Here is a 22,048-nt window from a genome sequence, read left to right as displayed (position 1 = left end):
TAAGGAAGAACCGTGACCCTCATCTACGGCCACCGCGGCGCCAAGGGCGAAGCACCGGAAAACACCCTGAGCAGCTTTCAGGAATGTCTCAAGCACGGCGTGCGCCGTTGCGAACTCGATCTGCACCTGTCCAAGGACGGCGAGTTGATGGTCATCCACGACCCGACCCTCAAGCGCACCACGGATCGGCGCGGCAAAGTCGTCGAACACACCGCCGCCGAGCTGGTGACCTACGATGCGCGCAAGGGTGGCCCGGGCTGGATCAAGCCGTGCCCGATTCCGACGCTGGAAGAGCTGTTCGAAAAATGCGATTTCGAGCACTGGCAATTGGAAGTCAAAAGCGCTTCACGCACCCGCGCCGCAACCACAGTGCTGGCGATTCGTGAAATGGCCCAACGCCATGGCCTGCTCGACAAGGTGACAATCACCTCGAGTTCGCGGGAAGTTTTGAAAGCAGCGCTGGATCTGGTGCCGGATGTGTCGCGTGGACTGGTCGCCGAATACGCCTGGCTGGACCCGTTAAAGGTCGCGGCCAGTTATGGCTGTGAGTTTCTTGCGTTGAACTGGACGCTGTGTACGCCGGAACGCCTGCAGAAGGCGCAGCGTCAGGGGCTGCATGTGTCGGTATGGACCGTCAACGAGCCTGCGCTGATGCGCAGACTCGCCGACTTCGGCGTTGACAGCCTGATTACAGACTTTCCCGGTTTGGCCACTGCCACGCTCGAGAATTGCTGAAATCGGTCTCCCCAGCCGGCTCAGGCCACCGGCCGGAGCCCGTCAAAAAAGCCGATTGAGGCCGTCGTACGCCGCTACCCGATAGGCTTCGGCCATGGTCGGGTAGTTGAACGTCGTGTTGACGAAGTACTTCAGGGTGTTCAGTTCGCCCGGCTGACTCATGATCGCCTGACCGATGTGGACGATCTCCGACGCCTGATAACCGAAGCAGTGAACGCCCAGCACTTCCAGGGTTTCACGGTGGAACAGGATCTTCAGCATGCCTTGCGGCTCGCCGGCGATCTGTGCACGCGCCATGCTCTTGAAGAACGCCTTGCCGACTTCGTACGGCACTTTGGCCTGAGTCAGTTCCTGCTCGTTCTTGCCGATCGAGCTGATCTCCGGAATGGTGTAGATGCCGGTCGGCACGTCATTCACAAAGCGCCAGCTACCGTTATCAACGATGCTGCCAGCGGCCGAACGGCCCTGGTCATGGGCGGCACTGGCCAGGCTCGGCCAGCCGATCACGTCACCGGCACCGTAGATGTTCGGTACGCAGGTGCGGTAAGCCTCGTCGACTTCGATCTGGCCACGGCTGTTGACCTTGACGCCGATGTTTTCCAGGCCCAACTGGTCGGTGTTACCGGTACGGCCGTTGCACCAGAGCAAGGCGTCGGCCTTGATCTTCTTGCCGGACTTCAGGTGCAGGATCACGCCGTTGTCGACGCCTTCAACGCGATCGTAATCTTCGTTGTGGCGCACGGTGATGTTGTTGTTGCTGAAGTGGTAGCTCAACGCCTGGGAGATTTCCGAATCGAGGAAGCTCAGCAACTGACCACGGTTGTCGACCAGCTCAACCAGTACACCCAGACCGCTGAAAATCGACGCGTATTCGCAACCGATCACGCCGGCGCCGTAAACGATCAGTTTGCGCGGGGTGTGGCCGAGGCTGAGGATGGTGTCGCTATCGTAGATACGCGGGTGGTGGAAATCGATGTCCGCCGGGCGATAAGGACGCGAGCCGGTGGCGATGATGATGTGCTTGGCCACCAGTTTTTCGACCACGCCGTTGGCGCAGACCACTTCGATGGTTTGCTCGTCGGCGAAGCTGCCGGTACCGAAGAACACGTCGACGCGGTTACGGGCGTAGTAGCCGGTACGCGAAGCGACTTGTTTGGAAATGACTTTCTCGGCGCTTTTCAACACGTCCGGGAAGGAGAACCAGCGTGGCTCGCCGATCGCCCGGAACATAGGATTGGTGTTGAACTGCATGATCTGCCGCACCGAGTGACGCAGTGCCTTGGACGGGATGGTACCGAGGTGGGTGCAGTTGCCGCCGACCTGGCGACGGCTGTCGACCATCGCGACCTTGCGCCCTGCTTTGGCGGCGTTCATTGCCGCGCCTTCTCCCGCCGGGCCGGAACCCAGCACCACCACGTCGTAGTTGTAGACAGCCATGCGTACTCCTCAGAACAGGCCGCGGTGCCAGCAGCACCGGCGGCTAAATCACGCCGAACGGCGGCGCGAAGGAACAATTGGGGGTCAATCAAGAACCCGGACACAGTCTATAGAAGCGTCAACGCCGCGCACATTAACCCTTGGTCGCGTCGTAGGCTACTTTTGCCTGCACTACAACGCCAGCTTTCGTATTGTTCTCAGTCAGTTTTTTCGCCACTGAGGCGCTCGAAAGCCTTGTTGGTGCGGACGATAAAACCTGTATCGGCACGAATCACAAAGAATGCACCAATGTCATGTTTTTCGGCATAGTCCCACGCCCTTTCGGGGCCGAGAATAAGCAACAGCGTCGATAGTCCATCAGCCATCAACGCTGAAGGATGAATCACCGTGACTGACGCCAGGTCGTGTAGGACGGGGGCACCGGTGCGGGCATCAAAGGTGTGGGAATAGCGCCGACCGTCCTGCAGGAAATAGTTGCGGTAGTCGCCGGAGGTCGAGACGCCATAGCCATCGACATTGATGATGCGCTCGGCGATTTGTTGATCGTCGCGGGGTTCTTCCAAGGCAATGCGCCAAGCTGAGCCGTCAAGCTTGCGGCCCTTGGCCTTGAGCTCCCCCGTAGCTTCAGCGAGGTAATCGTGGATGCCCATGGCATCGAGCCGTGCCGCAATAGTGTCGACGGCATAACCGGCGGCGATGCTGTTGAAGTCGACTTCGACGGCGGCGTCTTTACACAGCTGATCGCCCTTGATGCGTAGATGCTGATGGCCGACCCGCTGCATCAGCTCGGCCAATGCGGCGGCATCAGGGACTTTTTCTTCGCGACCTTGCGGGCCGAACCCCCAGAGATTCATCAGCGGTTCGACGGTGAGGTCGTAGGAACCTTCGCTTTGCACTGACAGTTGTTCGCCGACGCGGATCAATTCGAGTACCGATGCGGGCATCTTCTGACAGCTATTGGCGGGCAAAGCGTTGAAGCGTTCGATGTCCGAATCGTTGCGGTAGGTGGACAGCTGCCGATCGACTTCGCCGAGGATGCCCTCCACTTCACTGCGAACCTGCGTTGATTCAGGCATGCCAGCGTGGCGCACGTACTTGATCGAATACGTGCTGCCCATGGTTGGCCCGCCAAAGCTTTCCATGGAATCGCCATTGCCGCAGCCAGCCAATATGCCAGCCAGAATCACAAGCCCAAGCAACCGTCCAGTGAACAATTATTCATCTCTCCGTAAAACCACGGCGGCCATTATGAATCAACGGATCTGCAACATCTTTATACAAAATCCAATAGTGAGTACCTGAACATGTCCACCACCACGGGCAAAGGCAAAGCGATCTTCCGCGTTGTCAGCGGCAACTTCCTCGAAATGTTCGACTTCATGGTCTACGGCTTCTACGCCACGGCCATCGCCAAAACCTTCTTCCCGACTGACAGCGCATTCGCTTCACTGATGCTTTCGCTGGCGACCTTTGGTGCCGGTTTCCTGATGCGACCGCTGGGGGCGATCTTCCTCGGCGCCTACATCGACCGTCACGGTCGTCGCCAGGGTCTGATCATCACGCTGGCGTTGATGGCTGCTGGCACGGTACTGATTGCCTGCGTGCCGGGCTATGCCACCCTCGGCGTCGCTGCGCCACTGATCGTGCTGTTCGGTCGCTTGCTGCAAGGCTTTTCAGCCGGCGTGGAACTGGGCGGCGTGTCGGTGTATCTGGCAGAAATCGCCACGCCGGGCCGCAAGGGCTTTTTCGTCAGTTGGCAGTCCGCCAGCCAGCAAGCGGCGGTGGTATTCGCCGGTTTGCTCGGTGTCGGCCTCAACCACTGGCTGAGCCCCGAGCAAATGGGTGACTGGGGCTGGCGCGTGCCATTCCTGATCGGCTGCATGATTGTGCCGGTGATTTTCGTCATTCGTCGTTCGCTTGAAGAAACCCCGGAATTCCAGGCGCGGAAACATCGCCCTACCTTGCGGGAAATTGTCCGCTCTATCGGTCAGAACTTTGGCATCGTCATCGCTGGCATGGCGCTGGTGGTGATGACTACGGTTTCCTTCTATCTGATCACCGCGTACACCCCGACCTTCGGCAAGGCCGAGCTGCACTTGTCGGATTTCGATGCGTTGCTGGTGACGGTGTGTATCGGCCTGTCGAACTTTTTCTGGTTGCCGGTGATGGGCTCGGTGTCTGACAAGATCGGGCGCAAACCCCTACTGCTGGCGGCGACGATTCTGGCGATTCTTACCGCTTACCCTGCCCTGTCGTGGCTGGTGGCGAATCCGAGCTTCAGCCATTTGCTGATCGTCGAGTTGTGGCTGTCGTTCCTGTACGGCTCGTACAACGGCGCGATGGTGGTGGCGCTGACCGAGATCATGCCGGTGGAAGTGCGCACAACGGGGTTTTCGCTGGCCTATAGCCTGGCGACGGCGACGTTTGGTGGGTTTACCCCGGCGGCGTGTACGTACCTGATTCATGTGCTGGATAACAAGGCTGCGCCGGGGATCTGGCTCAGTGGCGCGGCGGTACTGGGGTTGATTGCAACGTTGGTGCTGTTTCGTGGCAACAAGCATGAACTGCGCACGGCGCAAGCAGCCATCCCTGGCGGCGCCCGATAGGACGCTATCGCTGGCAAGCCAGCTCCCACAGGGTTTCGGGTGTTAACGCAATTGTGCAATTCACCAAGAAACCTGTGGGAGCTGGCTTGCCAGCGATGAGGGCATAAAGCAAAGATCGCAGCCTTCGGCAGCTCCTACAGAATCAATGCGATCTATTGATCTTCCCCCAAACAAAAACGCCCCGACCAAAGTCGGGGCGTTTTCATGTGCAGCTATCGCTTAGCGCGGGAACGCTGGCGGATTCACATCAGCCATGTCTTCCATCACGCGGATCACCTGGCAGCTGTAACCGAACTCGTTGTCGTACCAGACGTACAGAACAACGCGGTTGTCCTGAACGATGGTCGCTTCAGCATCGACCACACCGGCGTGGCGCGAGCCCACGAAGTCAGTCGAAACCACTTCCTGCGAGTTAACGAAGTCGATTTGCTTGTGCAGATCGGAGTGCAGCGCCATGTAGCGCAGGTACTCGTTCATCTCTTCACGGGTGGCGGCTTTCTCAAGGTTGAGGTTGAGAATGGCCATCGACACGTTCGGCGTTGGAACACGGATCGCGTTACCGGTCAGCTTGCCGGCCAGCTCAGGCAGGGCCTTGGCAGCAGCGGTGGCAGCACCGGTCTCAGTGATCACCATGTTCAGCGCGGCGCTACGACCACGGCGATCGCCTTTGTGGAAGTTGTCGATCAGGTTCTGGTCGTTGGTGTACGAGTGAACGGTTTCGACGTGACCGTTGATGATGCCGAACTTGTCATTCACAGCTTTCAGCACCGGCACGATGGCGTTGGTGGTGCAGGAAGCGGCGGAGACGATCTTGTCATCAGCGGTGATTTCACCGTGGTTGATACCGTGAACGATGTTCTTCAGCTTGCCTTTGCCAGGCGCGGTCAGAACAACGCGGTCGATACCCGGGCACTGCAAGTGCTGGCCCAGGCCATCAGCGTCACGCCATACACCGGTGTTGTCCACCAGCAGCGCGTCTTTGATGCCGTACTGGGTGTAATCCACTTCAGTCGGGTTCTTCGCGTAGATCACCTGGATCAGGTTACCATTGGCGGTGATGGTGTTGTTTTCTTCGTCGATGGTGATGGTGCCGTTGAACGAACCGTGTACCGAATCGCGACGCAGCAGACTGGCGCGTTTGGTCAGGTCGTTGTCGGCGCCTTTACGCACGACGATGGCACGCAGACGCAGACCGTCGCCACCACCGGTTTTCTCGATCAGGATGCGCGCCAGCAGACGGCCGATACGACCGAAGCCGTACAGCACAACGTCGGTGCCTTTACGTGCGGAAGCGTTTTGCTGGCCAACCACATCAGCCATTTCTTCACGAACGAATTGCTCGGCGCTGCGGCCATTGCCTTCGTTGCGGAATTTGAACGCCAACTTGCCCAGATCTACCGAAGCCGCGCCGAGCTTGAGCTCGCTCATGGCTTTGAGCAGTGGGAATGTTTCGTGGACGGAGAGTTCGCTGTCGTCGGAAGAACGGTGGCGCGCAAAGCGGTGAGCTTTGAGAATCGCGATGACAGACTGGTTGATCAGGCTGCGGCCATAGATCGAGCTCACCACGTTGTTATTGCGGTAGAGCTGACCGATAAGCGGAATCATCGCTTCTGCGAGTGCTTCACGGTCGATCCATTCACCAAGACACTGGTCGGGCTTCTGAGTCACGGTAACCTTCCACATGTAGGGGCAGAAAAAAGGGGCTACATTATGCCGCCCACAACCTCATTCAGCAATGCGCGCTTGTCGCGAAACCAGTAACAAAATTCCTTTCAAAAAAATCACGCCTCGCGCCAGCCCAGTAAATACGCGGCTTCCAGCGCTGTCAATTTTTCGTCGACTGTTAGACGATGTCTGTAACCCTCCGTAACACGAGCCAATTTTGGCACTACATAATCGCTAAAAAACGCCTGCTTTTTATGGTTACCACTACATTTCGCCGAAACAGCGAAGATAGACACAGTCTGCAACTGACAGGCGACACCGGACGCCGCTACAATTACCGACTTTGTCGCAAAGCCTGGAGCTCAACCTTCCGTGCCCGTTCTGCGTCTACCGCAACTCCCTGCCGAGGCAGGTAAACAGCATTGGGGCAATTTGCCCGGCGCTGCCCTCAGCCTGGCGATTGCCGAGGCTGCCAGCGCTGCCAAGCGCTTCACCCTGCTACTGACCGCCGACAGCCAGAGTGCTGAACGACTGGAACAGGAGCTGAGTTTCTTCGCCCCGGATTTGCCCGTTCTGCATTTCCCCGACTGGGAAACCCTGCCCTACGACCTGTTTTCGCCGCATCAGGACATCATTTCCCAGCGCATCGCCAGCCTGTATAGGCTGCCGGAACTGGAACATGGCGTGCTGGTGGTGCCGATCACCACGGCCCTGCATCGTCTGGCGCCGACCAAATTCCTGCTCGGCAGCAGCCTGGTACTGGATGTCGGGCAGAAGCTCGACGTTGAACAGATGCGCGCGCGCCTCGAAGCCAGCGGCTATCGCTACGTCGACACGGTGTATGAGCACGGCGAATTCACTGTACGCGGCGCGCTGATCGACCTGTTCCCGATGGGCAGCAAGTTGCCCTATCGCATCGACCTGTTCGATGACGAAATCGAAACCCTGCGCACCTTCGACCCGGAAAACCAGCGCTCCATCGACAAGGTCGACTCGGTCAAGCTGCTGCCGGCGCGTGAATTCCCGTTGCAGAAAGACGCGGTGACCCGCTTCAAGGCGCGCTTTCGCGAGCGTTTCGACGTCGACTTCCGGCGCTGCCCGATCTTTCAGGATCTGAGCAGCGGGATTACTCCGGCCGGTATCGAGTACTACCTGCCGCTGTTCTTCGACGAAACCTCGACCCTGTTCGATTACCTGCCGCAGGACACGCAAGTGTTCTCGCTGCCGGGCATCGAGCAAGCGGCGGAGAATTTCTGGAACGACGTGCGCAATCGTTATGAAGAGCGCCGCGTCGATCCATCGCGTCCTTTATTGCCACCCGCTGAATTGTTCCTGCCGGTGGAAGACTGCTTCGCCCGCCTGAAGAGCTGGCCGCGAGTGGTTGCCAGTCAGCAAGACGTCGAGACCGGCGCCGGTCGCGAGCGCTTCCCGGCGCAAGCCTTGCCGAATCTGGCAATCGAAGCAAAAGCCACGCAACCGCTGGCAGCGCTGGCTGGCTTCCTCGATGAGTTCCCCGGGCGCGTGCTGTTCACTGCTGAATCCGCGGGCCGTCGCGAAGTGCTGCTGGAGTTACTCGAACGTCTGAAGCTGCGGCCGAAGACCGTCGACAGCTGGCCGGACTTCGTCGCGAGCAAGGATCGTCTGGCAATCACCATTGCCCCGCTCGACGAAGGCCTGATGCTCGACGATCCGGCGCTGGCGCTGGTCGCTGAAAGTCCGCTGTTCGGCCAACGCGTGATGCAGCGTCGTCGCCGCGAGAAACGTGCCGACGGCAACAACGATGCAGTGATCAAGAACCTTACCGAGTTGCGCGAAGGCGCGCCGGTGGTGCACATCGATCACGGTGTCGGTCGCTATCTCGGCCTGACCATTCTGGAAATCGACGATCAGGCCGCCGAATTCCTTACCCTCGAGTACGCCGAAAACGCCAAGCTCTACGTGCCGGTGGCCAACCTGCATCTGATCGCGCGCTACACCGGCAGCGACGATGCACTAGCGCCGCTGCACCGTCTCGGCTCGGAAACCTGGCAGAAAGCCAAACGCAAAGCCGCCGAACAAGTGCGTGACGTCGCTGCTGAATTGCTCGACATCTACGCCCGCCGCGCCGCTCGCGAAGGTTATGCGTTCGCCGACCCGAAAGCCGATTACGCGACATTCAGCGCCGGATTCCCGTTCGAAGAAACCCCGGATCAACAAACCACCATCGAAGCCGTGCGCGCCGACATGCTCGCGCCGAAACCGATGGATCGCCTGGTCTGCGGCGACGTCGGTTTCGGCAAGACCGAAGTGGCCATGCGCGCGGCGTTCATCGCCGTCCACGGTGGCCGCCAAGTGGCGATTCTGGTGCCGACCACCCTGCTCGCCCAGCAACACTACAACAGCTTCCGCGACCGCTTCGCCGACTGGCCGGTGAGCGTGGAAGTGATGAGCCGCTTCAAATCGGCCAAAGAAGTGAACGCAGCGATCGCCGATCTGGCGGAAGGCAAGATCGACATCGTCATCGGCACGCACAAACTGCTGTCCGATGACGTAAAAATCAAAAATCTCGGGCTGGTGATCATCGACGAAGAACACCGCTTCGGTGTGCGCCAGAAAGAACAGCTCAAAGCCCTGCGCAGCGAAGTCGACATCCTCACACTGACCGCCACGCCGATTCCGCGCACGCTGAACATGGCGGTGTCGGGCATGCGCGACCTGTCGATCATCGCCACGCCACCGGCGCGACGCCTGTCGGTGCGCACCTTCGTCATGGAGCAGAACAAGAGCACGGTCAAAGAGGCCCTGCTCCGTGAACTGCTGCGCGGCGGTCAGGTTTATTACTTGCACAACGATGTGAAAACCATCGAGAAATGCGCCGCCGACCTCGCCGAACTGGTGCCGGAAGCACGTATCGGCATCGGTCACGGGCAGATGCGCGAGCGCGAACTCGAACAGGTGATGAGCGACTTTTATCACAAGCGTTTCAACGTGCTGATCGCTTCGACCATCATCGAGACCGGCATCGACGTGCCGAGCGCCAACACCATTATCATCGAGCGCGCTGACAAATTCGGCCTTGCGCAACTGCACCAGTTGCGTGGTCGTGTCGGTCGCAGTCACCACCAGGCGTATGCCTACTTGCTGACGCCGCCGCGCCAGCAAATCACTTCGGACGCGGAAAAGCGTCTGGAGGCGATCGCCAACACTCAGGATCTCGGCGCCGGTTTCGTACTGGCCACCAACGACCTGGAAATCCGTGGTGCCGGCGAACTGCTCGGCGATGGCCAGAGCGGGCAGATTCAGGCCGTGGGTTTCACGCTGTACATGGAGATGCTCGAGCGCGCGGTGAAGTCGATCCGCAAGGGCGAGCAACCGAACCTCGATCAACCGCTCGGCGGTGGCCCGGAGGTCAATCTGCGCGTGCCGGCGCTGATTCCGGAAGATTATCTGCCGGACGTTCACGCCCGTCTGATTCTGTACAAGCGAATTGCTTCGGCGACCGATGAGGAAGGCCTGAAGGATCTGCAAGTCGAGATGATCGACCGTTTCGGCTTGTTGCCGGAACCGACGAAAAATCTGGTGCGCATCACAGCCTTGAAGTTGCAGGCTGAGCAGTTGGGCATCAAAAAGGTCGATGGCGGCCCGCAAGGTGGGCGCATCGAGTTCGAAGCGCAGACGCCGGTCGATCCGATGACGCTGATCAAACTGATCCAGAGCCAGCCAAAACGCTACAAATTCGAAGGTGCCACGATGTTCAAGTTCCAGGTGCCGATGGAACGCCCGGAAGAGCGCTTTAATACTGTAGAGGCGCTGTTTGAGCGCCTCCTCCCGAAATCTGTTTAAAGGACGCCGCATGCGCCTGTTTCGCTCGCTGACTTTGCTACTCACCCTGGTAGCACCTTCGGTTTTCGCCGATGACCTGTATCAGGTCGAAATGATTTTGGTGCGCCAGAACGCCGTGCCGGCCATCGTCAGCCGTGCCGCGCCGGAAGACTGGGCCGCTGGCGCCCAGCGCCTGGCCGATGACAGCCAGCGCACGCCGGCATTGAATGACGTTGTCACAAAACTCACCGCCAGCGGCGATTACAGCGTGCTGATGCACAAGGCCTGGCAGCAAACCCTCGGCGAAGCACCGGCGAAAGTCGCGGTCAGCGACGGTCAGGAGCAATACGGCCAGTTCCCGATCGAGGGTACGCTGGAGATGAAGCTCGGCCGCTTCACCGACGTCGCGGCCGATTTCTGGGTCAACCAGATCGACACCAATGGCCTGGTCACCGCCAGTGAACGCCTGAAACAGGACAGCCACACCAAGAACGGCCAACTCAACTATCTCGACAACGGCCATCTGGCGCTGCTGATCAAGATCACTTCCCTGACCGCACCTGCGCCACGGGAAGCGCCTGAAGCGATTCCGGACTGATCGAAGTCCTTATGAACCCGCCGCTGAGTAAACCGTTGGCGCCCTCCTGGGTCAGCCGATTCAAGGAACAGAGCCTGGAGCGTGGCCGTCGCTACGCCCTGGAAAACCGGGTACGTATCGCCCAGGTCGGCGATGCAACGATCACCGCCAGCTGCGAAGGCTCTGGCGGTAACGTTTACCGTCAAACGATTCATCTTCGCGAGTCAGCCAAAGGCACTTTGCTGCTGGTCGATGCCGGCTGTACCTGCCCGGTGCGCAGCAACTGCAAACACTGCGCAGCGGTGTTGCTGAAAGTGCAGGAAACCCTCGACTACCCCGCCGCTGCCAAAGACGCCGAGCTGTTGGAGAAACTTCAAGCCGTGCTGGAAAACCGTGGTCCGAAAGCACCGCCGCAAGTGCTGGTCGACAACGTGCAGCCGATGCCGCGTCTGTGGCTGGCCAGCGTCGAGTTCAGCGCGTTCGAACCGCGCAACGGCAAGATGCAGCGTTATATTCAGCACCGCGCGGCGCTGTCGTTCAGCTATCTGGATGAGTACGTCAGCGGGCAGAAGAACAGCGACATCCTGATCCGTCAGGAAACCCAGACCCTGCGGATAAAACGTCATCCGGAAGTCGAACAGTCCTACCGCGAACAGTTAAGAATCCTCGGCTTTCGTATCGCCACGCGGCAGAGCAAAGCGCTGCCGGAAAGCGCGGGCGAGCTGTACGAGATGGTCAATGACAGCGCCTGGCTGACGTTTACCCTCAATGACCTGCCGAAGCTGCGCACACAAGGCTGGGAATTGCAGATCGACGAAGAGTTCGGCTTTGATCTGACTGCCGTGGATGACTGGTACGCCACGGTCGAGCAGGCGCCGGAGCGTGACTGGTTCGATCTGGAGCTGGGGATCATCGTCAATGGTGAACGTCTGAGCCTGCTGCCGATCCTGCTCAATCTGATGCGCTCGCACGCGGAAATCCTCAACCCGGAACGCCTTGCGCGCCGTCGCGATGACGAGCTGATTCTGGTCAACGTGCCGCAACGCAACCTTGAGCACGGGCCGCTGCAGGTGGCCTTGCCGCTCGGCCGGTTAAAACCGGTATTGATGACGCTCGGCGAGTTTTATTTGCAGGAACCGGGCGAAACCACCCTGCGCCTGAGCAAGGCCGACGCCACACGACTCAATTCTCTGGAAGGCCTGCCGCTGCTGTGGGAGGGCGGCGAGCAGATCCGCACGTTCGCCCAACGCCTGCGCGACATTCGTGACTTCAGCGTGGAAGCGCCACAAGGCCTGAATGCGACGCTGCGACCGTATCAGCTTGAAGGCTTGAGCTGGATGCAGTCGCTGCGGCAACTGGAAGTCGGCGGGATTCTTGCGGATGACATGGGTTTGGGTAAAACCCTACAGACCCTGGCGCATATTCTCAGTGAGAAAATCGCCGGGCGCCTCGATCGCCCTTGCATGGTGGTGATGCCGACCAGTCTGATTCCGAACTGGCTGGATGAGGCGGCACACTTCACCCCGCAGCTGAAAGTGGTCGCGCTGTACGGCGCCACTCGTAAAAAACATTTCGATAATCTGGCCGATTTCGACCTGATCCTCACCACCTACGCGCTGCTGCCCAAGGACGTCGAACGTCTGGCCAAGCAGCCGCTGCACGTATTGGTGCTGGATGAGGCGCAGTACATCAAAAATCCGAACAGCAAAGCCGCTCAAGCCGCGCGCGAGCTTAATGCACGTCAGCGCCTGTGCCTCAGCGGTACGCCCCTGGAAAACCACCTCGGTGAGCTGTGGTCGCTGTTTCACTTCCTGCTGCCGGGCTGGCTCGGCGACGTCAAAAGCTTCAACGCCGATTACCGTGTGCCGATTGAAAAGCGCGGCAGTGAAGTCAGACTTCAGCACCTTAACGGTAGGATAAAACCGTTTCTGCTGCGTCGTACCAAAGAACAGGTCGCCACTGAGTTGCCACCGAAAACCGAGATCATCCATTGGGTCGATCTCAACGAAGCGCAACGCGATGTATACGAAACCATGCGTTTGGCGATGGACAAGAAAGTCCGCGACGAAATCACCCGCAAAGGCGTGGCGCGCAGTCAGATCATCATTCTTGAGGCGCTGTTGAAGCTGCGTCAGGTTTGCTGTGATTTGCGCCTGGTCAACGACGCCACCCTGCCCGCTCGCGGCAGCACGTCCGGCAAGCTCGACAGCTTGATGGAGATGCTTGAGGAGTTGTTCGAGGAAGGACGGCGGATTCTGCTGTTCTCGCAATTCACCTCGATGCTGTCATTGATCGAAGACGAACTGAAAAAACGCAACGTTTCCTACGCGCTGTTGACCGGCCAGACCCGCGATCGGCGTACACCGGTGAAGGAATTCCAGAGCGGCAAGCGTCAGATTTTTCTGATAAGCCTGAAGGCTGGTGGCGTGGGCTTGAACCTGACGGAAGCGGACACGGTGATTCACTACGACCCGTGGTGGAACCCGGCGACCGAGAATCAGGCGACGGATCGGGCGTACCGGATTGGTCAGGAGAAGCCGGTATTCGTTTACAAAATGATTGCCCGAGGCACGGTAGAAGAGAAGATTCAGCACCTGCAAAAGGAAAAATCCGACCTGGCAGCGGGCGTGCTGGATGGGCGCAAGGCTGGGGACTGGAAGTTGCAGAGTGATGATATTGAAGCGTTGTTTGCGCCGTTGCCGGACAAGCTCGACAAGCGTTGAGACCTGCGTCGCCTGTTAGATAGCCATCGCTGGCAAGCCAGCTCCCACAGGTATCGAGTTGGAACACAGTTTTGTGTACGACTCACAACCCTGTGGGAGCTGGCTTGCCAGCGATGAGGCCATCAGCTATTGCTCTAATTCTTAGGCTCAGCCCTTGGAAACAGGCAACGGCGCAAACAGCGCTTCGATGTCACTCTGCTCCAGCTTCCAGCCGCCCGTCGTCCCACCTTCAAGCACCGCCCCGGCCAACGCTGCTTTCTCCTGCTGCAACGCCTGGATTTTCTCCTCTACCGTGCCGCGAGCGATCAGCTTGTAAACGAACACCGGATTGTTTTGCCCGATTCGATACGCACGATCCGTCGCCTGATTCTCCACTGCGGGGTTCCACCAAGGGTCGAAGTGGATCACCGTGTCCGCTGCGGTCAGATTCAAACCAGTACCCCCGGCCTTGAGACTGATCAGAAACAACGGCACCTTGCCGCCCTGAAAGTCCTTCACCGGCGTGCGTCGATCCGTGGTGTCACCGGTCAGCAGCGAATAGGCAATGTCACGTTGCTGCAGTTCTTCCTCGATCAAGGCCAGCATCGAGGTGAACTGCGAGAACAGCAGGATCCTGCGACCTTCGCCGAGCAGCTCTTCGAGCATCTCCATCAGGCTGACCAACTTGCCACTGCCGGAGCGCAGTGCCTTCGCCGTCAGCGGCATCTTGATCAGGCGCAAGTCGCAACAGACCTGCCGCAGCTTGAGCAAGGCATCGAGAATGATGATCTGACTGCGCGCCACGCCACTGCGGGCAATTTCGTCGCGGACTTTTTTGTCCATCGCCACGCGAACGGTTTCATAGACATCGCGCTGGCCGTCGCTGAGATCGACCCAATGCACGATTTCGGTTTTCGGCGGCAGTTCGGTGGCGACCTGATCCTTTTTGCGGCGCAGTAAAAAGGGTTTGATGCGCGCTGTCAGGTGCTGCATGCGCTGAACATTGCCGTGCTTTTCGATTGGCGTGCGGTAATCGCGATTGAAGGATTTGCTGTCGCCAAGCCAACCGGGCATGAGGAAATGAAACTGCGACCACAGCTCGCCCAAGTGGTTTTCCAATGGCGTGCCGCTCAGGCACAAGCGCTGGCGGGCTTGCAGATCACGCGCGGCTTGCGCCGCTTTGCTGATCGGATTTTTGATGTTCTGCGCTTCGTCGAGAATCAGCACGCTCCACAGCTGCGGCTGCAGAACCTCGAGATCCCTCGGCAGCAACGCGTAAGTGGTCAGCACCAGATCGTACTCGGCCAGATTAGCGAAATCCTTTTGCCGCCCAGTGCCGTGCAGCGCTAATACTCTCAACTGCGGGGTGAAACGCTCGGCCTCGTCGAGCCAGTTGGGAATCAGGCTGGTCGGCATCACCGCAAGAGCCGGGCAATCAAGGCGACCGGCGTGTTTTTCCGTAAGCAGATGCGCCAGGGTTTGCAGGGTTTTGCCCAGCCCCATGTCATCGCCCAGAATGCCGCCGACCTCAAGCTCGCGCAGGGTCTGCATCCAGTTCAGGCCTTCGAGCTGATACGGGCGCAATTGCGCGTTAAGACCGGCCGGCGCAACGACGTGGGTGTGACTGGAATTCTGCAATCGCTTGGCGAAGGTGCGCAGCCGCTCGCCCCCCTGCCAATCCAGCGGCACGCCATCGAGCATACTCAAGCGCGCGGCGTCCGGGACACTCAAGCGCAGTGCATCGCCCTGATGACCGCCCAAGTACAACTCGCCCAGCGTGGCCATCAGCGGTTTGACCCGACTCAGCGGCAGCGCGACCTTGGCGCCCGAAGAGTCACCAAAGCCGCTGGGCTTCAGTTCGATCAGGAGTTTTTCGTCATCGCTGCGTTGTGCCAGATTGACCGGATCAAGCAAGCGCGGCTGGGTGCGCAACAAGTGCAGAAGGATCGGTAGCAAACTGTAGCGCTGGCCATTGACGACGATACCCAACTGCAAGTCAAACCACTGATGCCCAGCCTCTTCTTCGACCTCGGCGTACCAATGCTCAACCGGTTGCACATTGAAATGAAAGCCGGGACTCATCTCCACTTCCCAGTTCGAGGCGCGCAACGTGGCAAGCCCTTCGTGCATAAACCCGAGCCAGGCGGAATCATCCGGCAACGTGAACATCTCGCCGGGACGATCCAGCGAGCTCTTGCGCGTGGCTTTTTTGAAACCGAGCTTTTGCAGGATCTGGCGCAGTTTCTTTTCCACCGCAGGCTGGCGTTGAATGCGCTGGGTTTCGGTACCGTTGAGGATCATTACTTCCGGGTTGCGATCCACCGTCGGCCGGCCGTTGTAGGTAAACACCAGGGCAGCGCGGTGCTCCAGAACGTATTCCCAGCGCGAGCGCTCCCGACCGCTGACGAGAGTCAGTTGTGGCTGCGGTAGTACGTCGTCGATGATTCGTTCGGTCAGTTGGTGTGGCGGCGGGATTCTCGTCGCGGCGCTCATGCGATGGCTGAACTGCATGGCCTGACGCGCCGGAATGTCCGGCGCCAGAGTCAAATGGCTGGCCAGTTTTTCTTCCAGCTCATTGAACAGAGGGCCAATCTGCCGCTGTTCACGATCCAGGTAATAAAGCGGCTCCAGCGCCAGCACAGTTTCCTGCGCAGCCTCGGCACTGCTCCACTGCGCGCGGAAACCGCCGTCGGCCTGCTCGGCCCAGGCGAACTGACCGATGCGCTTCGCGCCCGGCACCAACGGTCGCAGATCCTCGAAATCGAGGAACAGCCGCGAGGTGCGCAGGAGCATTTCCAGCAGTTCGGCGCCGCTGCTGCCTTCCAGCGGATAGCCGCTGTAATAGGCGTGGTGAGAGTGCATGGCAACCAGCAGCCTGGCAACGTGCAGATCCAGCTCGGACAGGTAGCCGGGCTGACGCATAAGCATTTCCGCTAGCGAATACATCGGTTTGACTTCGCGTAACTCGCCGCTCTTGAGCTGGGAAACCTTGAAAATATCGAGCAGCCACTTACCGCTCACAGGCGTTGGCTTGAGCTTGTAAAACAGGCGCGTGCCTGCGGTTTGCGCGCCTTCTTCAGCAGGTTTGGCCGGCACGGGAATGGTCGAAAGCCAATTTTCCAGCGCCCGACCCAACGGGATCTGTGCGTCACTTTCAGACGCACTATGATCACTGCCCTGCAGGTGATAAAGCACCGCAGCGCAATGCTTGCAGTCGATAGCGACAGGACAGGTGCACAGGCAACGCAAATAGACGGAACCTAGCCGATCTTCAGACAGGTAAATGGTTTGTTCATACGCCTGATCTTGCGAACCGACGCAAAACGCCTCGATCTTTCTGTCATCGATCTCGATGATCTCTACCCGGTCCTCGGCGGCATAAGCCCGAGCCTTGGCCAGCGCGGTGCTAGTGAATTCCTGAGTCCAGGCCAATGACTTGAGCTGTTCGATGAAAATGCTCATTGGCGGCCCTTAGCTGGCCAACACCCGCGCCAATGCCGACTTCACCTTGCCCATGCCGTCATGCAGCGCCTGTTCGATCTCGGCCATGGTGATCACTTCGGTGGTCTTGCCCGCCGCAGGGTTCACCACCAGCGCCAGACAGGCGTAATCCAGATCCAGCTCGCGGGCCAATGCCGCTTCCGGCATGCCGGTCATGCCGACGATGTCGCAGCCATCACGTTCCAGACGCACGATCTCGGCGACCGTTTCCAGTCGCGGGCCTTGGGTGCAGGCGTAAACGCCTTGATCGCTGAACTCGCAACCTTCAGCAGCCACGGCGGCGATCAATTGCTGACGCAGCGGTTCGCTGTAGGGAAAGCTGAAGTCGATATGGGTGACGTGCTCCAGATCATCGGCGAAATAGGTGTGCTCGCGACCGCTGGTGTAGTCGACGATCTGATGTGGGACGCAGAAATGACCGGTGCCCATCGCCGGATGAATCCCGCCCACGGCATTCACTGCGATAATCGCTTCGGCACCCGCTTGCTTCAGCGCCCACAGGTTGGCGCGGTAGTTGACCTTGTGCGGCGGGAAGCGATGCGGATGGCCGTGACGGGCGAGGAACAGCACTTCCTTGCCGGCGTATTCGCCAATCTGTACGTCGGCCGAGGGCGCGCCGTAGGGCGTGTCCACCGCCAGCGACTGGCGGATGGTCAAGCCTTCGAGCTGGGTCAGGCCGGTGCCACCGATGATTGCGTAAACCGTCATAGCGAAAAATCCTTAATCGATCAGTTGAGCGTCTTTGAGCGCGCCGACAGCGGTGAGCCAGCGCGGATCCTGGCGATATTCGGTGCTGGCAATCGCCTGACCACGCATGCGCGCAATTCGCGCGGATGGCTTGACCTTCATGCGTTGCGCGGCGCTCAGGGCCAGTTCGGCAGCAGCGCGATCATTGCACACCAGGCCCATGTCGCAACCGGCAGTCAGTGCGGCTTCGATGCGGCTGGCGGCGTCGCCGACCACATGGGCGCCGGCCATCGACAGGTCATCGCTGAAGATCACGCCATCGAACTGCAATTCGCCGCGCAGGATGTCCTGCAACCAGCGCCGGGAGAAACCGGCGGGCTGCGAATCAACCTGTGGATAGATGACGTGCGCTGGCATGATCGCGGCCAGTTGTTTACTGAGTTTGGCGAACGGCACGAGGTCGTTGGCACGGATCTCATCGAGGCTGCGCTCGTCATTCGGGATCGCCACGTGCGAATCGGCCTCAGCCCAGCCGTGACCGGGGAAATGCTTGCCGGTGGCGGCCATGCCGGCGCTGTTCATGCCCCGGATAAAGGCTCCCGCGAGCAGTGCGGCACGCTCTGGATCACCTTCAAATGAACGGGTGCCCACCACGGCGCTGCGCTGGTAGTCCAGGTCAAGCACCGGGGCGAAGCTCAGGTCGAGACCGACCGCCAGCACTTCAGTGGCCATGATCCAGCCGCACTGCTCGGCGAGGTATTCGGCATTCGGGTTATCGGCGATAGCGCGCATCGCCGGCAGGCGTACGAAGCCTTGGCGCAAGCGCTGCACGCGACCGCCCTCTTGATCCACCGCCAGCAGCAAGTCCGGGCGAATCGCGCGGATCGCCGCGCTGAGCTCACGCACCTGACGTGGATGTTCGATATTGCGCGCGAAAATGATCAGGCCGCCCACCTCGGGCTGACGCAATAATTGGCGATCTTCAGCCGTCAGCCAGGTACCGGCGACGTCCACCATCAACGAGCCTTGCAGGCCAGCAGTCATAGAGATTCCTTGAAAACGAAAAACCCGATCCGCAGCAAATCGCTACCGTGAGCAAGGCTCGGCAGGTCGGCAATTTCTATCGAGATCGGGTTCACAACGAGAGTCGGCATGGGCGGCTAGCTTAGCGGATACAAGCTGCCGCGCCCACCCGTGTACGGTTAAACCTTGGCGGCAACCGGTGTCGATTTGCTACGCGGGCGCAACTGCGCCGTCGCCATCGCCGCGTCAGTAACGCCGGTTTCGGCGCGCATGCCTGCGGCGAGGAACGGCACCATCAGGCGCATGACTTGTTCGATGGAAGTGTTGACGCCGAAATCGGTCTCGGCAATCGCGCGCAATGCCTTGATGCCGGACATGCTGAACGCGGCAGCACCGAGCATGAAGTGCACGCGCCAGAACAGCTCGATCGGCGGAATCCGTGGCGCTGCTTCGTTGACCAGCAGCATGTAGCGACGGAACACCTTGCCGTACATGTCTTCCAGATACCGGCGCAAGTGGCCCTGACTCTGGCTGAACGCGAGGCCGAGCAGACGCATGAAGATCGACAGATCGTTGCCGCTGCGTGGCTGCACCACGAGCGCTTGCTCGACGAGGATTTCCAGCAGTTCTTCGAGGGTTGGCTTGTTTTCAGGCTTGGCCTGACGGCGCTCCAGTTCCTTATCGAGGCTGATGCAGAACGGCCCGAGGAAGCGTGAGAACACCGCCTGAATAAGGGCTTTCTTCGAGCCGAAGTGATAGTTCACTGCTGCCAGGTTGACGCCAGCCTTGCTGGTGATCAAACGCAATGAGGTTTCAGCGAAACCTTTCTCCGCGAACAACTGCTCGGCAGCATCAAGAATGCGTTCAACGGTTTCCGACTGGGCCATGGCTACTCCGCCTGACAAACACTTGTTTGAAACATACGTTTCAGCCTGTGCGTTGTCAAGCCTGCCGGTTCGTTTTGGGAATGGTCGGTCAGCTATTTAACCACACATGCCCGCCGCATTAATAAGCGCACCTGCCGACCGTCTGGCGGCGTGCAAAAAAACGGGCATTGCCAAGACCGCTTCACTGTATATAATCCCAGTCACTGTATAAAAAGACAGAGCGATCAATATGCTAAAGCTGACGCCACGCCAAGCCGAGATTCTGGCCTTTATCAAACGTTGCCTCGAAGACAACGGCTACCCGCCGACCCGCGCAGAAATCGCTCAGGAACTGGGCTTCAAGTCGCCGAACGCGGCCGAAGAACACCTCAAGGCACTGGCTCGCAAGGGTGCCATCGAGATGACTCCCGGCGCCTCTCGCGGCATTCGCATCCCTGGCTTTGAAGCCAAGGCTGATGACTCAACCCTGCCGATCATCGGCCGTGTGGCTGCCGGTGCACCGATTCTCGCCCAGCAGCACATCGAAGAGTCCTGCAACATCAACCCAACCTTCTTCCACCCTCGTGCCGACTACCTGTTGCGCGTGCACGGCATGAGCATGAAGGACATCGGCATTTTCGATGGCGACCTTCTTGCCGTCCACACCACCCGCGAAGCGCGAAATGGTCAGGTTGTCGTTGCACGTATCGGCGACGAAGTGACCGTCAAACGCTTCAAGCGCGAAGGCAGCAAGGTCTGGCTGATGGCCGAAAACCCTGAGTTCGCCCCTATCGAAGTCGACCTGAAAGATCAGGAACTGGTGATCGAAGGCTTGAGTGTCGGCGTTATCCGCCGCTAAAGGAGGCTCTATGCAGTTCCCACACACACCCCAGCAAACACAACTGCCTTTATTCGAAGCGTTTCTGGCACAACCGATGGCGCCGACCCTCAAAGAAGTGGTCGAGCGCCCGTGGAGTGCCGAACCTGAAGTATTCAGTGAGCTGTCACTGCGGGGTGCGGCGGGGAACTGCCTGAACCTGCTTGCCCCGATCCTTCGCGAACTGAGCGAGGACCAGGATGCTCGCTGGCTGACGCTGATTGCGCCACCGGCCAGCTTGACTCAAACCTGGTTGCGCGATGCTGGCCTGAACCGCGAGCGCATCTTGCTGTTGCAACCGCGCGGCACTCAAAGCGCTCAACAACTGGCGTGCGAGGCATTACGCCTGGGCCGCAGCCACACGGTGGTGACCTGGCTCAACCCGCTGAACGCAGGTTCACGGCAACAGTTGATCAGCGCTGCACGCACAGGCGACGCTCAGAGCTTGAACATTCGATTGGGTTGATTGACGAGTAACGTGCGCCGTGTGAAGCGCAGGGCTTCTCCAGGGACAGAGAAGCCGATCTGAAGCGGTAACGATAAAAACGAAATGCAGGCGGGGATCAGTGAAGAACCCGCGGCCCCTCTTCCTTATCAAACTCACCTTCGATCATCCGGCCTGCCATCTGCACGCCGACGCTCAACATCGCCTTGGCGATTTCCACGTGCTGACCTTGAAGGAAAGTCTTGGCATCCTCGGAGAAATCCAGAGTCACCAAAGAACCTTCGTCCTCAGCCCTGCGCAGTTCGATTCGGCCGTCTGGTAACTCGACAATTTCTAGAAAGGACGTTGGCATATAGGTCTGTTCTCCACGAAAGGCAGGGATTATATAGACATCATTCAGGCTTCGCTCGGGATCTTGACCAGCAGCATGTTTCAGATTGCCACCGTGTCAATCATCCTCAGCACTCGTTCAGCCCCTCGCGAAAACGCAGCGCCAAGCCTTTGAGGTTCTGCCGCCAGCTCTCCAACTCCTCCCGACTCAACTCGTCTGGCGCCTCTTCCTCGTCCAGATTAATCGCCTGAATCAGTGGCTGTGTCACATCGCCCTTGGGCTTGTGCGGCACCCGCGGAGGTTGAAACAGCGCTGAATGTGCAGCCAGCAGTTTTGCCAGCCAGGTTTCCGAGTTACCCGCCAGTTCAATCATTTCGGCCAGCTCGGGAATCGCAATCGACTCCAGCACTTCACGCGTCAGCAGCGCCTCAGCCCGGGGCGCGCTGGCTTGGGGCAGACGATAGAAGCCCGCGATCTCATGGCAAAGCCCCAACAGAGCGCCGTAGAGGTGAAACAACGCCGATTCACGACCGGCCTGAATCAGCGCCAGGGAATTCATCGCCCGCCCCTCTTCAGCACGAGCCAGGGCTTCCAGCGACAGGCCGGCGAAATAGATCTTCTGATTGGTACGGGTATAGAGTTCGTGAGCCATGACGGCGCTCTCCACAACGAAATAATTGCTTCACACAGGCCGGACAGTGTCGTGGATCAGCCGATCCCACCGCAAGCAGAAAACCAAAAGGCCGCATGAAAACCCGAGGGTTCGCATGCGGCCTTTTCAGTGCCGGACTAACG

At 59.3% G+C, this 22,048-nt stretch carries 16 protein-coding genes; 7 read left to right on the top strand and 9 right to left on the bottom strand.

The genetic code is table 11. The annotated features are described in order from the left end of the window. Nucleotides 1-12 precede the first annotated feature (12 nt). Nucleotides 13-735 (top strand): glycerophosphodiester phosphodiesterase family protein, encoded by a 723-nt coding sequence (locus EJA70_RS00305; RefSeq protein ID WP_158828841.1) that lies wholly within the window; start codon nucleotides 13-15, stop codon nucleotides 733-735. 42 nt (nucleotides 736-777) lie between these two features. Here the strand turns inward: EJA70_RS00305 and sthA are convergent, their stop codons facing one another. Continuing rightward, the gene (gene sthA, locus EJA70_RS00300) at nucleotides 778-2,172 is read right to left on the bottom strand and encodes a Si-specific NAD(P)(+) transhydrogenase (protein ID WP_064117858.1); all 1,395 of its coding nucleotides are present in this window, start codon (nucleotides 2,170-2,172) and stop codon (nucleotides 778-780) included. 197 nt (nucleotides 2,173-2,369) lie between these two features. Continuing rightward, nucleotides 2,370-3,314: an FAD:protein FMN transferase gene (locus EJA70_RS00295; RefSeq protein ID WP_371924481.1), complete on the bottom strand. Its 945-nt coding sequence runs from the start codon at nucleotides 3,312-3,314 to the stop codon at nucleotides 2,370-2,372. Nucleotides 3,315-3,476: 162 nt separating this feature from the next. Here EJA70_RS00295 and EJA70_RS00290 point away from each other — a divergent pair, with 162 nt between their 5' ends. Next, on the top strand, nucleotides 3,477-4,778 hold the full coding sequence (locus EJA70_RS00290) for an MFS transporter (protein WP_034156429.1): 1,302 nt from the start codon (nucleotides 3,477-3,479) through the stop codon (nucleotides 4,776-4,778). Nucleotides 4,779-4,997: 219 nt separating this feature from the next. On the opposite strand, the gene EJA70_RS00285 is transcribed toward EJA70_RS00290, so the two are convergent. Beyond that, entirely contained in the window at nucleotides 4,998-6,461 is a 1,464-nt protein-coding gene (locus tag EJA70_RS00285; protein ID WP_008082184.1) for a glyceraldehyde-3-phosphate dehydrogenase, read from the bottom strand. Between the two features lie 354 nt (nucleotides 6,462-6,815). Here EJA70_RS00285 and mfd point away from each other — a divergent pair, with 354 nt between their 5' ends. The 3 genes from mfd to EJA70_RS00270 are packed head-to-tail and all read left to right on the top strand — an operon-like array spanning nucleotide 6,816 to nucleotide 13,544. Continuing rightward, nucleotides 6,816-10,265, top strand: a complete 3,450-nt coding sequence (gene mfd, locus EJA70_RS00280; protein WP_158828837.1) for a transcription-repair coupling factor — start codon at nucleotides 6,816-6,818, stop codon at nucleotides 10,263-10,265. Nucleotides 10,266-10,275: 10 nt separating this feature from the next. Next, nucleotides 10,276-10,842 (top strand): CsiV family protein, encoded by a 567-nt coding sequence (locus tag EJA70_RS00275; RefSeq protein ID WP_158828835.1) that lies wholly within the window; start codon nucleotides 10,276-10,278, stop codon nucleotides 10,840-10,842. A gap of 11 nt (nucleotides 10,843-10,853) precedes the next feature. After that, entirely contained in the window at nucleotides 10,854-13,544 is a 2,691-nt protein-coding gene (locus EJA70_RS00270) for a DEAD/DEAH box helicase (RefSeq protein WP_158828833.1), read from the top strand. Between the two features lie 147 nt (nucleotides 13,545-13,691). Here the strand turns inward: EJA70_RS00270 and EJA70_RS00265 are convergent, their stop codons facing one another. From EJA70_RS00265 to EJA70_RS00250, 4 genes are all read right to left on the bottom strand, one after another. After that, nucleotides 13,692-16,985, bottom strand: coding sequence for a DEAD/DEAH box helicase (locus EJA70_RS00265; RefSeq protein ID WP_158828831.1), 3,294 nt, complete (start codon nucleotides 16,983-16,985; stop codon nucleotides 13,692-13,694). Nucleotides 16,986-16,994: 9 nt separating this feature from the next. Then, a complete protein-coding gene (locus EJA70_RS00260; protein ID WP_158828829.1) occupies nucleotides 16,995-17,732 on the bottom strand; it encodes an S-methyl-5'-thioinosine phosphorylase in 738 nt (245 codons plus the stop codon). A 12-nt stretch (nucleotides 17,733-17,744) separates the two neighbouring features. Next, nucleotides 17,745-18,755, bottom strand: a complete 1,011-nt coding sequence (nagZ, locus tag EJA70_RS00255; protein WP_158828827.1) for a beta-N-acetylhexosaminidase — start codon at nucleotides 18,753-18,755, stop codon at nucleotides 17,745-17,747. 158 nt (nucleotides 18,756-18,913) lie between these two features. Next, nucleotides 18,914-19,621, bottom strand: coding sequence for a TetR/AcrR family transcriptional regulator (locus tag EJA70_RS00250; protein WP_007910473.1), 708 nt, complete (start codon nucleotides 19,619-19,621; stop codon nucleotides 18,914-18,916). A gap of 229 nt (nucleotides 19,622-19,850) precedes the next feature. Between EJA70_RS00250 and lexA the strand changes: the two genes are divergently transcribed. Further along, on the top strand, nucleotides 19,851-20,459 hold the full coding sequence (gene lexA / locus EJA70_RS00245) for a transcriptional repressor LexA (RefSeq protein ID WP_008082195.1): 609 nt from the start codon (nucleotides 19,851-19,853) through the stop codon (nucleotides 20,457-20,459). A gap of 10 nt (nucleotides 20,460-20,469) precedes the next feature. Continuing rightward, nucleotides 20,470-20,943, top strand: coding sequence for an SOS-induced cell division inhibitor SulA (gene sulA / locus EJA70_RS00240; RefSeq protein ID WP_158828825.1), 474 nt, complete (start codon nucleotides 20,470-20,472; stop codon nucleotides 20,941-20,943). A gap of 97 nt (nucleotides 20,944-21,040) precedes the next feature. Here sulA and EJA70_RS00235 read toward each other — a convergent pair whose 3' ends face one another. Both EJA70_RS00235 and EJA70_RS00230 read right to left on the bottom strand, forming a co-directional pair. Further along, nucleotides 21,041-21,274: a hypothetical protein gene (locus EJA70_RS00235; RefSeq protein WP_008082203.1), complete on the bottom strand. Its 234-nt coding sequence runs from the start codon at nucleotides 21,272-21,274 to the stop codon at nucleotides 21,041-21,043. A 106-nt stretch (nucleotides 21,275-21,380) separates the two neighbouring features. Next, entirely contained in the window at nucleotides 21,381-21,905 is a 525-nt protein-coding gene (locus EJA70_RS00230; RefSeq protein WP_158828824.1) for a DUF6586 family protein, read from the bottom strand. Nucleotides 21,906-22,048: the final 143 nt, after the last annotated feature.

Origin of the sequence: Pseudomonas sp. PB103, from assembly GCF_009764635.1 — a bacterium.
Classification (GTDB): domain Bacteria; phylum Pseudomonadota; class Gammaproteobacteria; order Pseudomonadales; family Pseudomonadaceae; genus Aquipseudomonas.
The sequence above is the reverse complement of the archived record's forward strand: the minus strand, read 5'-3'. Positions and strand labels throughout refer to the sequence as shown.